The following is a 16,714-nucleotide window of genomic DNA, read 5'->3' on the forward strand; positions in this document are numbered from 1 at the left end:
AATAAATCCTTTTGATTAAAACTATTTTGAAAACCATACCATTTGGGTAAAAAATTACATAATTTGCAGTTGAGCCACTTTCAAGCTTGAAAGAAAATCAAAACAGATTAAAGCATTAAATTATTTATATTTTTTCAACATAAAATCTTATAAGCAACAATTTCATTATGCTAAGCTAGCTGCAATTATAAAAAAATATCATTGATTGGTATCAGAGTAGCTGTATGGAGTAATGATCAGATGATAAGGATATTGTGCATATTGCTATTTGCAACCAATGTGGCTGCAAATGATGTTCAGAGTGAAATCAACCGTGTTCTTCACGGTTATACAACATATTCTGAATCTGTCGAAATTTTAGCTAGATTAGAGCAGCAAATGCCTTATGCAGATGTGCAAGATAATGCGCATGTAATGGCATTTAAATGTTGGTTTTCTAATACATCTACTCCTAGCGGGCTTAGTGAATATAAACATTTTCTAGAAACAGCCAAGCCAATCATCCAAAAAGCAAATAATATTACCTTAAAACATGAGCTTGCTGTCTGTGAAGCAAACCAAGAGTATACACAAGGTGATTATGAAACAGCTCTTGGGCACTTAAAGCCTATAATCAACACTACATCAGTAGAAAAAACAACCTCCCCTAAGCAATTATCAACCATCGCTACTGCTCACATTGTACTTAACCGAATTCAGTTAGCTAAAGGCAACTATCAAGAGGCATTCGACTCTGCAAAAACAGCTTATCAGTTATTTGAAAAAGCAGGTAACGACTACGAAAAAGCACTCGCATTAAAAGAAATCGCCGATATTCACATAGCGTTGTACAACTATGAACTTGCAATTGAACAATTGCAGCGTGCTAAGTTAGCGCTATCGAAATTTAATGAGCAAGAGCAATACAAGGTACTCGATTTACTCGCGTATGCTTATGAAGAAAAAGGCGACTTAATAAAGGCGGTTGAATTATACGAGTCGATTAAAAAAGATGTTCGTCGTTTCGAAAGTGATAATGGCTATGCTTACATATTAATAAAGCTGACAGAACTCAATATAAATTTAAATAGGTTATCTCAGGCAGAGCCATATCTAATTGAGCTAAAAACACTTTCTGTTGATGACAGTTGGATTTTGACTCTTTACAACTTCACTAAATCAGAATGGTACTTGGCTACAGCTCAGTTGCAAGCAGCCGTTACATCTCATGAGAAAATAGCCGGGCAACAACAATCATGGCCCGAGAGCTTACAGGAGCGCTATTTAAATTTAACCTCACAGCTTGCTGCTGCAACAGGAGATACTTTCTCACAAATAACATCTCAGCGGCAATTAATCGATTTAATGAATAAAAAACAGCAGGCTTTAGCAAATAACATGCTTATTTCTGCCAGATTAAACTTTAACTATGAGCAACAAAACCGCGAAATTACTCGTTTAGAACATGAGTCAAAGCTACAACAAAAGCTTTTAGCAGTAGCCGAAGATAAGTCTTTTTGGCAAGGCTTAACGGTGATGATAACTTGCGTATGTTTATTGCTATTCGCCATTTATACCTTCAAACAAGTTCGCCAGAAAAAGTATTTTGAAATACTCGCTTTAAAAGATGAGCTTACCGGCATACCAAATCGAAGAGCTATTCTAAATTTAAAACGAAGTGTCATGCAGCAAAACAAACTCAATAAACAAGTCAGCTCTTTGATTTCTATCGATATTGATTATTTCAAAGCGGTCAATGATCAATACGGTCACGATATAGGTGATGAATTAATCATATCCATAGTCAATACGATTGTGCACACAGTCCGTTGCTCTGACCGGGTAGGTCGTGTTGGTGGCGAAGAGTTTTTAATTGTGCTTGAGAATCAATCTTTAGAAAATGCACAGGAGATTGCTGAGCGTATTAGGCTTTCTGTTGCCGAAAAGGAGCATACCTCATTATCAATAAGCGCTACTGTTAGTCTGGGTGTCATTGAAATTGCACCTAACGAAACAACGGAGCAGGCCGCGAAAAGGGTCGATTTACACCTTTATAAGGCAAAAGAAGGGGGGCGAAATACTGTTTACTCTTAACTTTTTTAGGAGTTCAACAACAATCAAATAAATAGACTTAGGTTTTAACAAACAAATTAAACATTCAACTTTGTTCTGATTTTACGATAAATAATACGCAATATGACAATAGTCATAAATCTGTAATTTAATTAATTCATAATTGGCGCTAATTTAATCACCTAATGTAATGAACAAGTAATGGACAGTGCCTTGGTGCAACTTTCGTTTGCACTCCCCTCTAATGAAGACCCTTTATGTGCAGCGCTTGCGCACACTATGGAATATGAACAATTGCATTTTGCTGCCAATGAGCAAAAGCGTGTTGTATTTTGTTGTGTGCTACCTGACGATGCTCACGAAGGTGATGTGATCTCTATTAGTGCAACACGCCCTGATGCCCGCGAGTCTGCCTATTTTACTGCGTACACGTTAACACAACACGATTTAGAACAGCACGTGATCAGCCTTACTTTAGAAAATGTCACGCACAGTGGCGAATTTGTGCTGCAATTAATGCTGCATGGCATGCATGCAACACTTAAAGACAGCGCCCAATTCGATGTTAGCATTGCTGCAAGCACATCAGCAGAGCTTTTAACTAGCGAGCAAGCTAAAAACCAAGGTCTACGCCGTTACATCAGCAATATCGGCGCAACCTTTTTAGCTTTTTTTTAGGGCCTAGTCAGCAAAGCTAATTTTACCCATGGTAATATCGGGGATCCCTTGCTCGGTATTACCAAAGCGTTGTTGCCCACCCGACAAACATTCGTTCGCTAAAATAGCAAATAACACAGCCTCTTTTGCATCTGGATTTATACCTAACGAATCAGTGTTATTTATTACAGTAAGCTCTGGGCAATGAGCCAAAATAATCTCCATTAATAATGGATTATGAACCCCACCACCACTGGCGTATACAGCCACATCAGTTAAGCCTTCACTGCATTGGTTAATTGCCTTGGCAATCATGACTCCTGAAAACTGCACTAAAGTTGCCATAACATCAAAGTGCGATAACGCTTGCGTATTTGAACGTGCTTGTGCCGCTGCTAAATAGTCTAGATTGAACACTTCTGGCCCGGTGGTTTTTGGAAACCCTAAACCAAAAAATGCATCATCACACAGCGCAGTGAGTAAAGCTTCATTTACCGCGCCTTTTGTTGCAATAGCGGCATCTTTATCATAATAAAGGGGTGCAAAGTAACGCTGTACATAGGCATCCATAATGGTATTGCCTGGGCCAATATCAGAGCTAAAAACCGCTCGTGGATCAGCCGATTTTGGCAAGTAGGTTAAGTTTGCAATGCCACCCATGTTTAACAATATGCGGTTTTCACTGGTACTTGTGAAGTATAAATAATCACCATATACAGCAAGCGGCGCACCTTCACCACCCGCGGCTATGTGTTTTTGTCTAAAATCACCTATGGTGGTAATGCCAGCAGTCACTGCAAGGTGATCGCTATCGCCAATTTGTAGCGTTGCATTGCCATATTCTGGGCGCTTATGTTGGTTTTTAGGGCAGTGATAAATTGTTTGACCATGACTGGCAATCACATCTATCTGCTCATTTTCGACCCCCCAAGAGGCTAACGTTTTTGCGACCATTTCACCATGTAACTGGCCAATCCATGGATTGAGTAAAGTGACTTCTTCAAGGTCGCAATCGCGTTTGGCAAATACTCGTTTTACACGCGTTTTATAATCATCGTCATAATCGACGGTGGTAAACTTTAATACTTCTACATGGGTGTTCATACCCTGCCCTGATACTTCACACAGTGCGATATCAAGACCATCTAACGAGGTACCACTCATCAGACCAATAATTAATTTTTTTTCTTTTTTTGCGCTTAAATACAGTTTCTCAATATGTTGATGCATAAATAAATCACTTAAAATCAGCTTATTAGATGTAAATAAGCGGGTTGACGACTTGGAATAGTTTATATTTTAAAATAATAGATTTAAAGAATAATTATTGCAAAGATTTTTAAATTGCTTTAAAACTGTACCAGTGCTCTCCCCAAAAGGAGAACACGACGTATCATAACAAAAAGTATGACTCTTTAAATTAACTAAATGGTCTAGGTAGTAAACCAACCTGCGTTGATTTAAATGATAAAACGCAAGGGAATCATCATGAAAGCAAAGACAACAACCGGACATCGCTCACTATTGCTGCTCTCGCCTTTAGCTCTAGCTGTAAGTTCAGTAATAAGTTATGCCCACGCAGAAGACGCCGAACAAGTTAAAAAGCCTGAGGTGATCACTGTTACAGGTTCACGCATCCAACGAACTGAGCTGGTTTCAAGCAGCCCTGTCGTAAGTGTTGATGAAGCACAAATTCACTTAGATCGCGCAGTGAACGTTGAAGATATTACCGCAAAACTACCACAGGCTGCAGCAGGTGCTAACAGCACAGGTGCAACAGTGGGTGACTCTTTCGGCTCATCAACCATTGATTTACGTGGCCTTGGCCAAAACCGCACATTGGTGCTGATTGACGGTATTCGCGCCGTACCATTTAGTTTTCGTAACTCGGTTGACGTAAATACCATTCCTGCCGGATTAATTAAACGCGTTGATGTATTAACTGGTGGTGCAGCAGCGGTTTACGGTGCCGATGCCGTAGCTGGTGTTGTTAACTTTGTTTTAGACGATGATTTTACTGGCGCTGAATTCTCAACCAGTTACGAAAGTGCCGACGGCGGTAACGAAAAGCTTAACTTTGAAGCTATTTTTGGTGGCGATATCGCCGATGGCAGCGGCCATGTAACAGGCTATATTGGTTATACTGAGCGTAAAGAGCTATTAGCCGGCGAGCGTGACTACGCGCTTGAAAACTCAACAACCATGATCAACAGCGGTGGTTATTATACTGACGTTGCATCTGGCAATAGTATCGGTATTGCTGATTCTGGTGCTGTAACAAGTGAGCGTCAAACAGCTGATTTCACTCCTGATCGTTATTTAACTCAACCAATGGACCGTTTTTCTGCGGGCTTATTATTCGACGTTGATGTCAGCGACAGTGCCATTGCTTATGGCCGCGCAATGTATTCTAAAGTGACCGTAAATGGTGCTGGTGCCAGTGGTCAAACCCCGATTTTTGTTAACGAGCAAGTAACCTTAACGCAAGACAATGCATATATTCCTGATGAACTACGCAACCAACTGACGTTTGACAGTGAAGGCAATGCCCTTGTTAATGTTGAACGTAACCTAGGTTTAGGTGTGCAACACACCGAAGCGGTACGTGATTCAATGCAATTTCAACTAGGTTTAAAAGGTGATATTACAGACTACCTATACTACGACGTATATGGTCAGTACGGTAAAACCGACGAAGTAGCCACCATTTATAATAATGCGTATCGCAATGATAACAATGGTAATAGTCGCTTTGCTGCCCTTGCAAACTCGGTAGATATTTTTGATCCAAACCATGATTTCAGTGACTTTAGCGACCCACTGCTATATACCACTCGCGACCGTACACAAAGCGTAATCTCAGCAACGTTATCGGGTGATTCTGGGTTCTTATTTGAGTTACCAGCAGGTGCTATTGATTTTGCAATCGGTTATGAATACCGTAAAGAAACCGGTAAACAAACACCGGGCGATGCATTTAGAAACGGTACCAGCTTCGCATCTATTAGCGCATTTGATATGGATGCAAGCTTTAGCTCAGAAGAATTCTATGCTGAAATTTTAGTGCCTATCTTGGTTGATAAACCATTTGCTGAAGAGCTTAGCTTTGAAGGTGCCTACCGTATTTCTGATTACTCAAATACCGAAGCAGAAGACACCTACAAACTAGGTATCAACTGGGCAATTAACAGCGATATTCGTATTCGTGCAAACCGCTTAACCGCGTTTAGAGCACCTAACTTAGGTGAGTTTGCCAGCCCAATCACAGCGCTATCGTTATCATTATTTGACCAAAACAGCGATCAATTTGTACCACGACTTGCAGGACGTTATAACGGCGATCCATGTTTACTTGGTACCGGTGATGCGACCCAATGTGCTGCGTTTGGTGCGCCGCCAGTTGGCACTGAGTTCGACTCAAGTACAGCAAAATATACCTATGGTGGTAACCCAAATATTAAGCCTGAGCAAGCCGAGTCAGATACATTAGGCATTGTTTACACACCTAGCTATTTAGAAGGCTTTGACTTATCACTCGATTACTACAGTATTCGCGTAACAGATGCGGTAAGCCAAATTCAGCCAGGTGCTGCGCTACAAAGCTGTTATGTTGACGACCCGAATCCGAACAACCCATTGTGTGGAGCGGTACTTCGTGATCCAAACACCGGTTTCATTAGCACAGCTATCGTTAATGACTTTAACTTAGCTGCAATTGAGCAAGAAGGTATCGACGTTGCAGCAAATTATGTCATTGATGCACCAGAGCAAATGGGTGGTCGTTTTAGATTCTCGTACCAAGGTAACTTTGTTACTAAACAAACGCGCCAAAACAACAGCACAGTGCCTGAAGTTGACTGTAAAGGAACTTACGGCAGCGCCTGTTCGGGTGACTTTGCCAGTGTTTTACAAGCTGACTACAAACACCGAGCAAGCATCGATTGGCAGTTAGATAACATGAACTTCCAACTTGGCTGGCGCAGAATTGGTGAAGTAGAGTATGCTGTTGACCGTTCAGAAACAATTTCAGCACAAAATTACTTAGACTTTGCCGCTGCATGGCAAGTTAATGAGGAACTTGCTGTTAACTTTGGTGTCGATAACTTATTAGACCGTGAACCACCAACACCTGAAATAGGCGCAAACCACTTTAACACTGTGAGTGATTATAGTGTGATTGGCCGCTCGGTCGGTGTTTCACTAAGATATGCTCCAAGCTTTTAATTAATCCTACTGTTTTAGCTACACAGGATTGATCCCCTCAAGCGCACCCTGCCCGGTGCGCTTTTTTATTTTAAACAGGCAGTCATTATATCAACAATAAAAAAGGGACAGCGTTTAGATTGTTGGTTATGATATGAGCAACAAAAAGCAACAAGGAAGATGTAATGCTCAAATCAATAAAGTCAAAAATCCCATTTATTTTCCTGATTAGTATTAGTCTTTTTTGGGGTATGTATTACCAAGGTAGCCACCCATTAAATGACTTTGGTAAAGCAAACTTTGAATGGTTATACCTACTTGATGCACTGATAGTATTACCTGTACTTTGCTTAATATTAATTAAAAATAAGAAAGAAGCGGCTTTTAAAGCATTGATGCTGTGCTCACTCGCGATTTTAGTGGGGAGTTACATTATTCCCGAACAAAACAAATTTTTAATGAATTACTTAGAGCAAGGTCGTTACGGGCTTTTAGCTTTGATTGTAATTTTAGAGCTAAGTGCTCTCATTACTGTGTACCTGGCAATAAAATCCGCTTTAAGCCAGCAGACAGATCCTGATATAGCTATAGAAAGGCCAATTAACAAGCTTTTCAAACAAAGCGTAATTGCAAACTTTTTATGTTTCGAAACACGGATGTGGGCTTTCTTATTTTACGCTAAACACATTAAACCAAGCTATTTCACTGGTGAACAACATTTTAGTTACCATAAAAAAGATGGATCACAAGCTAACTTACTTGGCTTTATTTTTATTATCTTGTTAGAACTGCCACTGATGCATTTATTTTTACACTTTGTATGGTCATCATCAGCAGCAAACATTATCACTGGTTTAACTATTTTTAGCCTTTTATTCTTTACTGCAGAGTATCGAGCGGTTGCAAAGCGTCCTGTTTCTATCAGTAAGTCGCAACTCGTTATTCGCTATGGGCTATATCCTGCTTACAATATTGCTTTAGAAAATATCAAAACCATTGATTTAAATGCCGATTTCATTTCACGGGCTCGAACAATCAAGCGCTATAATTATTCAGGTTGCCCAAATATTAAAATCACGCTCATTGAGCCTATTGGTGATATCAACATTGTTTTTCTAGGACTAGATAACCCTCATCATTTTATAGACTCAATCAACAAGGAGCGAAAAAATGCCATTTAACCAGCAAGAACGCAGCGCGCTTTTAGCGCTCAAAGGTGTGGGGCCTACGGTGATAAAACGGTTTGAAGAAATCGGTATTGAATCGTTTGAGGAGTTAGCCGGGTTTGATGCCAACACAATTGCTGAACGTGTAGCGTCAATGCTGCATTCAAGTTGTTGGCAAAATAGCCCGCAAGCGAAAGCGGCAATCATCGCCGCTATAACGCGAGCAAAGCAAGGCTAAAGTTCAATCACTTCTATTGCACCGCGCTTTTGCATGGTGACATACACTTTGCTTTGCGTATCGTTAAAGGTCAAATTAGTTGGATGCTGGCCTTTTAATTGGTAGCTATTTAATAGCTTGCCGGTAGGCGATACTTCAAGCACCTTTCCAGCACCGTAACGAGTGATAAACACATGTCCTTGATTATTAACGCGCATGCCGTCTAAGCCATGCTCAGCAAACTTAATCAAAACTTTTTTATTGCTAATGTTTAAGTTCTCATCTAGGTCATATTGCCAAACTACTCGCTGCACACTCTCGTTCACATAGAGCTTAGTGTTGTCGTTATTAACGGCAATACCATTGGTGGTGCCCATGTTTTTTTCGAGTAAATGCGTGCTGCCATCTGCATTAATACGCCAAAGTTGGCCCGTTTCGTTCGTCCAATTAGGGTCACTTGCAAACAACGCACCGCTTGTGGTGATAGCAATGTCATTGGGTTGATTCATGTTGCTATTATGGGCGAACACTTCTGCTTTATTGCTGCCAGCAGGTACTTTTAAAATATTGTGATTCACGTAATCGGCAATAAATAAATTACCTTGCGAGTCAAACTGTAAGCCATTACCAACGCTGTCATTTGGTAGCCTTACAAATAACGATGTTTTGCCCATGTTATCAACGCGGCCAATGGTTCCTTGCTGGGCATAGTTCACCGCGTACAAGGCACCGTTATACATGGTTGGCCCTTCAACGCCTTGAGTAAAAACGTTATCTTTAACAAAGTCTTGGCTATCTATCGCTAGCGCAGCAGGCGAGCAAATAAGTGCGCTCAAAACGAAAAAATGACGCGTTGATTTCATGGTAATCCTTTTAATTATCTAAGCTGGTATACACTGCTAATATGGGATATTCGTTTTCACCAAAAGATAAGGTCAAAGAGCGCCTTTCACCATCATCTAACTTAATGCCTTCGTCAAAGCTTTGCGGATGTACACGACGCCCATCAGCAAACAGTGCCATAATGTGGTCAGCCTGTAAAATACGCGAGCCTGATGCTTTGTTTTCAATCGTCACAACAGCTAAACGACGACCACTTTCACTGCTCATTAATACACTATGGACAATGCTAAATTGACTTTGCTTTGGGTAATGTTTGTCATCATTTTCAAATACAAAATTACCGCTTTGCAGCATCACTGGATCAACCGATAACACGTCGTTATTTGCATAAGCATTAACAGTCATCAAGCCCACTAACAAAATACGCTTCATTACTATCCTTTTAAGTTAGCTTAATTTTAAAACAGCATACACCGTTCCCATATTTAGCGCAAAAACTCATCCTAAAAAAGGGGATGCGTTATCAAGTAATTACAATTTTAGTGTTGATTTTTAATGTTATGCCCGCAAAACGTTAAAGGCGTATCTTAATTTACTGCTGGCAAAAGGAGCCTAGTATGTCTGATATTCAAAATCGTCAATATATTCTTGAATCTCGCCCAAGTGGCGTAGCGAATGAAAACAATGTTGTTTTAAAAACTAACTCAGTATCAGCGCCAAAAGATGGCGAGGTATTACTCAGAACCATTTATCTATCACTTGACCCCTATATGCGAGGACGAATGAGCGATGCTGAATCATACGCTGATCCTGTAAAGATTGGTGATGTAATGGTAGGCGCAACCGTATGCCAAGTTGAGCAATCAAACCACCCTGACTACCAAGAAGGTGAATGGGTGTTGGCCTATACGGGCTGGCAAGAATACGCAATAAGCGACACTGAAGGCTTAATGAAACTGGGGAAAAACCCTGAAAATCCTTCGTATGCACTTGGTATTATGGGTATGCCTGGTTTTACCGCCTACATGGGGCTTTTAGATATTGGTGAGCCAAAGCAGGGCGAAACAGTCGTGGTTGCTGCAGCTACAGGGCCTGTTGGTGCAACTGTAGGGCAAATAGCTAAATTAAAAGGCTGTAAGGTCGTTGGCGTAGCTGGCGGTAAAGAAAAATGCCAACATGCCGTTGAAAACCTAGGCTTTGATGCCTGTATTGATCACAAAGCAAATGATTTTGCAGAGCAGTTAAGCGCAGCGTGTAATAATGGTATTGATGTTTATTACGAAAATGTCGGTGGCCATGTATTTGATGCCGTGTTACCCCTGCTGAATACAAAAGCACGTATTCCGTTATGTGGTTTAGTATCACAGTACAACGCTACCGAGCTGCCGCCAGGTCCAGATCGCTTATCTATGCTTATGGGTCACATTTTAAAGAAACGCATTAAAGTGCAAGGGTTTATTATTTTTGATGACTACGCCCATCGTTATGAGGAATTCGCAAAAGACATGCAAACATGGTTAAGCGAAGGAAAAATCAAATATAAAGAGCATCTTGAAGCTAATTTCGAAAATACGCTGAACGCCTTTAATGCGATGTTAAATGGTGAGAACTTCGGTAAAACTGTCGTGCAAGTTCAGCAGCCAATTTAAATTTCAAGGCGTAGTCAGCTTGGCTACGCCATTTTTAAGGATAACGAATGATTAAATTACACCATTTAAATAAATCACGCTCTAAACGTATTATTTGGTTACTGGAAGAGCTTGGTGTCGATTACGACATTGTTGCTTATCAACGCAATAAAGAAACCTTCTTAGCACCTGATGAACTAAAACAAATTCATCCGCTGGGTAAATCGCCCGTTATTGAAGATAACGGTAAAGTAATTACAGAATCTGGCGCAATTACTGACTACTTAATTAGTAAGTACGGTAAAGGCAAGTTTATGCCAAGCCAGCAAAGCGACAGCTATGTTGACTATCAGCAATGGCTGCATTTTGCTGAAAGTTCTGCCATGGTGCCTCTTTTACTAAAACTCTTTATTACTAAAGACGGCTGTAAAACTAACTTTATTGCCGACTATGCCGATAATGAAATTGCTAAAATACTGAGCTATGTTAATCAGCAATTACAAGGTAAGCAGTACTTAGTCGATGACACATTGACCGGTGCTGATTTCATGATGTCTTTTGTTGTAGAGCAAGTTGCTCAGGCGGGTAAGCTGTCGTACTTCCCTGAAATCGAACGCTACTTTGAGCAGCTAAAAACTCACGAAAGCTATCACACAGCAAATGAGTTAGAAGCAAAATACGACTGATCTAATATGCAGTGACAATTTATAAACTGTCACTGTTTTCCTTCTTCAATAAAATAAAGCTGCAAAGCTACCAATCAGGTTACACACACTTGGTTTCGTCCCGATTCTTTTGCCTGATACATAGCTTTATCCGCAGCCTCTATTGCTGTTTCAATATCATCGTCAGCGCGAATAGAAGAGACCCCAAAAGAGCCGGTAATTTTTATCGGTTTATCTTTACCTATATCTATTTCAAGTTCTTCAACACCGACCCTCAAGCGCTCAGCAAATGATTGAGCACCTTTTAGGTCTGTTTGTGGTAAGCATACTAAAAACTCTTCGCCGCCATAGCGATACAGATGATCATATTTTCTTAGGTGAGAGGTAATACACTTAACAAGAGCAACCAATACTTTATCTCCTGCGGAATGACCATATTGATCATTAACACGTTTAAAATGATCGAGATCGATCATAATCAACGCACAGCTAAGTGACTTTCTTTTCGCAAGCTCATGCTCCTCTCGCAGATTGCTAAGTAAATGAGTGCGGTTGTTTGCACCTGTTAGGGGATCACGATTATGCAAAAGTTTAGAGAAGTCTTCATTCACTGCCTCAAATAAATAGCGGACTCTATCTAAATCTTCATGAAATTGATCCAAAAGATTGACCGGGATTTTTGAATTAGCTTCATTCAAAGATAAAAGTACTTTAGCCCCGTGATGCATTTTTTGATGCGCTATTTCAATTTCAGCAAAATACGGGTGTAAATTTTTAGAACTAGAGGGGAGTTTATTAAACCAAAGGCCAAATTCGCATAATGCATGAGCATTATCGTCAAGATCTTCTTCACATGCTGGTACATTGGCAATAAGGCTACGCAGTAAGCGTTTGTACCAACATTGATGCCATTCAATTGCTTGCTCAATTGCAGCAATGAGTTCTTCAAGTTGTTTATTTGAAAGTGAAAATATCCGTTTGCCACCTTGATCAGTAGTAGCCAATTATCAAGCACCTTTTCATTATTTTCGTAAACTAAAACAATAGTTTAAAAAGCCTATAAGCTCAACAGCAAATTAAAAAAGTCGTGACTATTATTAAACTCAATCAACTAATCGATAACCCACAGCGGGCTCAGTTAAGATATGTTTAGGGCTTGCCGCATTTTGCTCAAGCTTTTGTCTTAACTGACCAATATGTACACGCACGTATTCAGGGCGATTAATATACTGCTCTCCCCACACCTCAGATAAAATAGCGTTATGCGTTAACACCTTGTCTTTTTGCTGAAATAACAAAAGCAAAATAGCGTACTCTTTTTTAGTTAGTTTGACTTCTTCAGCACCTTTACGCACCACATGTTTATGCGGGTCGATGTGAATATCGCCACATTGCAGGGTCAGGCTTGGTGTTGTTTGCATACGCAGTAGCACCCGAATACGTGCTAGTAATTCGTTTGCGCTGAATGGTTTGGTCAGATAATCGTTAGCGCCGTTATCAAGGGCAGTGACTTTTTCTGTCTCGCCGTCGCGCGCAGAAAGTACTAATACAGGGAGCAAACTCCACTGCCTAAACTCCACCAGCCAATCTTGCCCATCCATATCGAGCAAACCTAAATCAAGCAGCACTAAATCAAACTGCTGCTGGCTTAAAAGTGCAAACGCATCAAGCCCTTTCGCGCACACACTGACTTCATGGTTACTTGCTTTGAGCAGTGTTTTTAAAAAACTTTGCAGAGGCGGTGAGTCCTCTAAAACCAAAATATTAGCCACGGCTGTTACTCCAAATTAATATAGCTGTTGCCTGCTTTTTCTGCTCATTGAGGGTTAATTCAAAGCGCCCCTGATGACATTTAGCAACCACATCGCAAATAACACTCCCTAGGCCAACGCCTTCATCTTGACTCGTCTCGTGCTTATTAGCAAAAGGGTTAGTTAACACAATTTGGTATTCGTCTTGTGTTTCAATAAATTGCATGTTCGCCGAACCATCTCCGTAACGAGCTGCGTTTTCGAGCATATTGGCAAAGGCAATTTCAAGTAAGGTTTCATCGCCAAAACAGATGCTTTGTTGCTGAGCTTCGATGTGCAGTTTAAAGTTATGTAGTTGTTGCTGACGGCGTGATTTAGCTTCGCTAATTAAGGTCAAAATGGGTAGTTTTTGCCATTTAATATTCTCAGCTAACTTATTCACTTTACTGAGCTCCATGACTTTATCAAAGTGCTGGTTAAGAATTTTACTTTGCTCATAAATATTAGCAGCTTGCTCTTTGATAACCTCAGAGCTTAGTTGAATATCATCATCAGCCAACATGCTTGATGCGCCCATAATGGTCGCTAATGGTGTTCGTAAGTCATGGGATAAACTGCGCAACAAGGTGTTTTTTGACCTCTCTAGCTCCGCCTGTACTTTTATCGCCGCTGACTGCTCTCGCAGTAAGGTTTTTTCTTGAACCTGATACAGTAAAGAGCACGCTGTATTCGCCAAAGCCTGTTGCTCTGCATTAAGTGATTTGGCAAACGCGATGCCGCCAAATTCCGCTTGTTGTTCATTTAAATAAATAAACTTCTTAGAGGCTGTTAACTGCCAATCACACGCAACCTTTAAATGCGCGGCCATGGTTGTTAAAAACAGCAGCTTTTGCTCCTCAAGGCTATCGAGATCATTAAGTTTTTTTGCTAACTCATACAATAAGCGACTATTACTAGCATGGGCTTGCACATCGCGAACCTTGGTATTGAGCTCCCCGGCAAGGTGGCTTATGACTAAACCTACAATCAACATCACCAAAAAGGTGACCACATATTCAATATTTTCGATATGAAAAGTAAAGTAAGGCACCACATAAAACCAGTCCGTGCAGGCAACACTCACCAAGGTGGTAAGCGCTGCAACACGACGATTACTGCGCACCGCAACCCATGTCACCCACAGTAGCTGTAGCATCACAATATCGGTGGTTGTAAACAGTTCTCGAAACGGAAATATCGCAAGCACCACCACAAGTGGCATCAACACACTTAAAAATGCGGCTTTTAAATACTGTATTTTGAATACTGACTGCATCATCTTTTCACTTATTTTTTGTCCCTATTAGATTAAAGGGTTTTCAGTTTTGTCACTATAAAGTTTTTATAAAGTTTTTTTATCTCAGCATAAAATCTTTATAAAGCTTTCAACCTCTCTAAAGACTTCTGTTTTTTTGCTATTAGCATTTAGCGCGTACCCACAATAGCGAGAAAGACAATGGCTCAGTTTGCAGTAATCGGATTAGGACGTTTTGGCGTAACCGCCTGTTTAGAACTTTCAAAACAAGGTCATACAGTGTGTGCCGCCGATATTAGCGAAAGCACCGTTAATCACTATGCCGACCAACTCAGTTTTACCGTGGTGGTTGATGCCAGTGATGAAACACAATTAGCACGGCTAGATTTACCCAGTTGCCAAGCCGTATTGGTGGCCATTGGCGAGAATATTGAAGCCAGTATTTTATGTGTATTGCATTTAAAAAACTTAGGTGTAAAGCAAATTTGGGTAAAGGCCTGTACCAAAAGCCACCATCAGATACTAAGTAAACTCGGCGTTGACCGTATTATTCACCCTGAAGAGGAAATGGGCGTAAGGGTTGCACAAGCGCTTAACTACCCAATGGTTAATCAATATTTCCCGCTTAACCAATCCACGTTTATTGTTGAACTAGGCATTGATCTACAGCTTTCAGGTCGCAAAATTGGCTGGCTACTCAAAGAGCGTAATAGCGATATTAAACCACTCACACTAAGACGTGATGATTACTTCAATACTGAGCTGACTAACGACACCGAACTGCGCCACGGCGATAGTTTGGTGCTACTGGGCTCTAAAACTTACTTAACTAAATTAGCAAAACGGTTTCGTGCATTATGATTAACTGGCAAGCCAACGTTTACCCTAAACAATTTAGCGGTGTAAAGTGCCGTAAGCGGCAAAAAATAAACCCACCATTAGTGCTCACTATCGGCTTTATTGTGTTAATTACGCTTGGCACGGGCTTGCTTATGCTGCCAATGGCAAGCACCCAACCGATCAGTTGGCTCGATGCATTATTTACAGCAACCTCTGCGGTTACAGTAACAGGGCTGGTGGTCATCGACACGGGTACTGATCTGACTGTATTTGGTCAAAGCGTGGTCATGTTGCTGATTCAAATAGGTGGCATTGGCTTTATGACCGTGGCGGTGATTTCAATTTTAAGTTTAGGAAAAACCCTAGGCTTACAGCAACGCTTACTCGCCAGCCGCGCTTTTGACACTAACGATTTAACCTCGGTGATCAAGGTTGCTAAGTATGTTTTAGTGTATTCATTAGTGATTGAGTCGGTGGCATTTTGCTTACTCTTTATTAGTTGGTTCGATGACTATGGCGCACTAAAAAGCGCCTATCACAGTCTGTTTTATACGATTTCGGCGTTCAATAATGCGGGCTTTGCGTTAAGTGGCGATAGCTTATCGGCATTCAAAGGCGATATAACCGTAAACGTGGTGATCACCACTTTGTTTATCATCGGTGGCTTAGGGTTTACGGTGCTGATTGATATCTACAAACAAAAGCGCTGGTCGTTACTATCAACCAATACCCGTTTGGTGTTAATTGCCACCTTAGTGCTCAACTGCATCGCATTTATATTGATTTTTTTCTTTGAACACGCCAATCCGGCGACATTAGCGCCGCTATCAACGTCTGAGCAAATATTAACGGCTTGGTTTCAAGCGGTGACACCTCGTACCGCAGGATTTAATACCCTACCGATTGATGGTTTGAGTCAAGATTCAACGCTTTTGACTATGCTGCTGATGGTGATTGGCGGTGGTTCAGTCAGTACGGCGAGCGGCATAAAGCTCGGCACCTTTGTGATCCTAATTTTAGCGATGCGCAGCTATTTAAAACAGCAAACCACGGTCACCGTGTTTAACCGTCAGATGAGCGACAAGTTAGTGATAAAAGCATTAAGCGTCATGATACTGTACTTATTTATCGCTTTTACCAGCATTATGATCATCACCAAGCTTGAACAAGGGTCGTTACTTGATATTACCTTTGAGGCAATTTCGGCACTCAGTACCGTAGGTCTTTCGCGAGGTATTACTGGGGATTTAAGTGCGCCTAGTCAGCTCATCATCATATTGCTGATGTTGATAGGTCGGGTTGGGCCATTAACATTTGCTTATTGTTTTGCTCGCCAGCACAGCCAACCTTTGACCTACCCGACTACCAGTATTCAAATTGGCTAAGTGCACATCTTTG

At 40.9% G+C, this 16,714-nt stretch carries 15 protein-coding genes; 9 read left to right on the forward strand and 6 right to left on the reverse strand.

Annotation, left to right across the window (positions count from 1 at the left end; translation table 11 throughout):
• Nucleotides 1-240: 240 nt before the first annotated feature.
• Nucleotides 241-2,073: a diguanylate cyclase gene (locus tag NH454_RS17965; protein ID WP_253039834.1), complete on the forward strand. Its 1,833-nt coding sequence runs from the start codon at nt 241-243 to the stop codon at nt 2,071-2,073.
• A 180-nt stretch (nt 2,074-2,253) separates the two neighbouring features.
• Nucleotides 2,254-2,730: a hypothetical protein gene (locus NH454_RS17970; RefSeq protein ID WP_135926760.1), complete on the forward strand. Its 477-nt coding sequence runs from the start codon at nt 2,254-2,256 to the stop codon at nt 2,728-2,730.
• A gap of 3 nt (nt 2,731-2,733) precedes the next feature.
• On the opposite strand, the gene NH454_RS17975 is transcribed toward NH454_RS17970, so the two are convergent.
• Nucleotides 2,734-3,939, reverse strand: coding sequence for an anhydro-N-acetylmuramic acid kinase (locus NH454_RS17975; RefSeq protein WP_199527476.1), 1,206 nt, complete (start codon nt 3,937-3,939; stop codon nt 2,734-2,736).
• Between the two features lie 258 nt (nt 3,940-4,197).
• On the opposite strand from NH454_RS17975, the gene NH454_RS17980 reads away from it, so the two are divergent.
• The 3 genes from NH454_RS17980 (at nt 4,198) to NH454_RS17990 (ending at nt 8,316) form a co-directional block, all read left to right on the forward strand.
• Nucleotides 4,198-6,933 (forward strand): TonB-dependent receptor, encoded by a 2,736-nt coding sequence (locus tag NH454_RS17980; protein WP_253039835.1) that lies wholly within the window; start codon nt 4,198-4,200, stop codon nt 6,931-6,933.
• A gap of 164 nt (nt 6,934-7,097) precedes the next feature.
• The gene (locus NH454_RS17985; RefSeq protein WP_199527474.1) at nt 7,098-8,093 is read left to right on the forward strand and encodes a hypothetical protein; all 996 of its coding nucleotides are present in this window, start codon (nt 7,098-7,100) and stop codon (nt 8,091-8,093) included.
• Complete coding sequence (locus NH454_RS17990) at nt 8,083-8,316, forward strand: helix-hairpin-helix domain-containing protein (RefSeq protein WP_199527473.1); 234 nt, start codon at nt 8,083-8,085, stop codon at nt 8,314-8,316. The genes NH454_RS17985 and NH454_RS17990 overlap by 11 nt, the downstream gene beginning before the upstream one ends.
• Here the strand turns inward: NH454_RS17990 and NH454_RS17995 are convergent.
• Entirely contained in the window at nt 8,313-9,158 is an 846-nt protein-coding gene (locus tag NH454_RS17995) for an SMP-30/gluconolactonase/LRE family protein (protein WP_135926756.1), read from the reverse strand. The two genes, NH454_RS17990 and NH454_RS17995, sit on opposite strands and share 4 nt — an antisense overlap.
• A 10-nt stretch (nt 9,159-9,168) precedes the next feature.
• Nucleotides 9,169-9,570: a hypothetical protein gene (locus tag NH454_RS18000; RefSeq protein WP_199527472.1), complete on the reverse strand. Its 402-nt coding sequence runs from the start codon at nt 9,568-9,570 to the stop codon at nt 9,169-9,171.
• 185 nt (nt 9,571-9,755) lie between these two features.
• Between NH454_RS18000 and NH454_RS18005 the strand changes: the two genes are divergently transcribed.
• The gene (locus NH454_RS18005) at nt 9,756-10,787 is read left to right on the forward strand and encodes an NADP-dependent oxidoreductase (protein ID WP_135926754.1); all 1,032 of its coding nucleotides are present in this window, start codon (nt 9,756-9,758) and stop codon (nt 10,785-10,787) included.
• A gap of 47 nt (nt 10,788-10,834) precedes the next feature.
• Entirely contained in the window at nt 10,835-11,452 is a 618-nt protein-coding gene (locus NH454_RS18010) for a glutathione S-transferase (RefSeq protein WP_253039837.1), read from the forward strand.
• Between the two features lie 74 nt (nt 11,453-11,526).
• Here NH454_RS18010 and NH454_RS18015 read toward each other — a convergent pair whose 3' ends face one another.
• The 3 genes from NH454_RS18015 to NH454_RS18025 all read right to left on the reverse strand — a co-directional run bounded on the left by NH454_RS18015 (nt 11,527) and on the right by NH454_RS18025 (nt 14,500).
• A complete protein-coding gene (locus NH454_RS18015) occupies nt 11,527-12,435 on the reverse strand; it encodes a diguanylate cyclase (RefSeq protein ID WP_253039839.1) in 909 nt (302 codons plus the stop codon).
• A 99-nt stretch (nt 12,436-12,534) separates the two neighbouring features.
• The gene (locus tag NH454_RS18020) at nt 12,535-13,203 is read right to left on the reverse strand and encodes a response regulator transcription factor (RefSeq protein ID WP_062564727.1); all 669 of its coding nucleotides are present in this window, start codon (nt 13,201-13,203) and stop codon (nt 12,535-12,537) included.
• Nucleotides 13,196-14,500 (reverse strand): DUF4118 domain-containing protein, encoded by a 1,305-nt coding sequence (locus NH454_RS18025; protein WP_253039841.1) that lies wholly within the window; start codon nt 14,498-14,500, stop codon nt 13,196-13,198. The genes NH454_RS18020 and NH454_RS18025 overlap by 8 nt, the downstream gene beginning before the upstream one ends.
• A 177-nt stretch (nt 14,501-14,677) precedes the next feature.
• Here NH454_RS18025 and NH454_RS18030 point away from each other — a divergent pair, with 177 nt between their 5' ends.
• Together NH454_RS18030 and NH454_RS18035 are read left to right on the forward strand one after the other, a co-directional pair.
• Entirely contained in the window at nt 14,678-15,337 is a 660-nt protein-coding gene (locus NH454_RS18030; protein ID WP_054553462.1) for a TrkA family potassium uptake protein, read from the forward strand.
• Nucleotides 15,334-16,701 (forward strand): TrkH family potassium uptake protein, encoded by a 1,368-nt coding sequence (locus tag NH454_RS18035; protein WP_199527470.1) that lies wholly within the window; start codon nt 15,334-15,336, stop codon nt 16,699-16,701. The genes NH454_RS18030 and NH454_RS18035 overlap by 4 nt, the downstream gene beginning before the upstream one ends.
• Nucleotides 16,702-16,714: the final 13 nt, after the last annotated feature.

The sequence above is a fragment of the Pseudoalteromonas sp. Ps84H-4 genome (assembly GCF_024124645.1).
GTDB classification, from domain to species: Bacteria; Pseudomonadota; Gammaproteobacteria; order Enterobacterales; family Alteromonadaceae; genus Pseudoalteromonas; species Pseudoalteromonas lipolytica_C.

Coding starts and splice junctions, on each gene's coding strand:
- NH454_RS18035 (WP_199527470.1), top strand. CDS start 15,334: ATGATTAACTGGCAAGCCAACGTTTACCCTAAACAATTTAGCGGTGTA.
- NH454_RS18025 (WP_253039841.1), bottom strand. CDS start 14,500: ATGATGCAGTCAGTATTCAAAATACAGTATTTAAAAGCCGCATTTTTA.
- NH454_RS18005 (WP_135926754.1), top strand. CDS start 9,756: ATGTCTGATATTCAAAATCGTCAATATATTCTTGAATCTCGCCCAAGT.
- NH454_RS18000 (WP_199527472.1), bottom strand. CDS start 9,570: ATGAAGCGTATTTTGTTAGTGGGCTTGATGACTGTTAATGCTTATGCA.
- NH454_RS17995 (WP_135926756.1), bottom strand. CDS start 9,158: ATGAAATCAACGCGTCATTTTTTCGTTTTGAGCGCACTTATTTGCTCG.
- NH454_RS18030 (WP_054553462.1), top strand. CDS start 14,678: ATGGCTCAGTTTGCAGTAATCGGATTAGGACGTTTTGGCGTAACCGCC.
- NH454_RS18010 (WP_253039837.1), top strand. CDS start 10,835: ATGATTAAATTACACCATTTAAATAAATCACGCTCTAAACGTATTATT.
- NH454_RS17965 (WP_253039834.1), top strand. CDS start 241: ATGATAAGGATATTGTGCATATTGCTATTTGCAACCAATGTGGCTGCA.
- NH454_RS17980 (WP_253039835.1), top strand. CDS start 4,198: ATGAAAGCAAAGACAACAACCGGACATCGCTCACTATTGCTGCTCTCG.
- NH454_RS17975 (WP_199527476.1), bottom strand. CDS start 3,939: ATGCATCAACATATTGAGAAACTGTATTTAAGCGCAAAAAAAGAAAAA.
- NH454_RS17970 (WP_135926760.1), top strand. CDS start 2,254: ATGGACAGTGCCTTGGTGCAACTTTCGTTTGCACTCCCCTCTAATGAA.
- NH454_RS17990 (WP_199527473.1), top strand. CDS start 8,083: ATGCCATTTAACCAGCAAGAACGCAGCGCGCTTTTAGCGCTCAAAGGT.
- NH454_RS17985 (WP_199527474.1), top strand. CDS start 7,098: ATGCTCAAATCAATAAAGTCAAAAATCCCATTTATTTTCCTGATTAGT.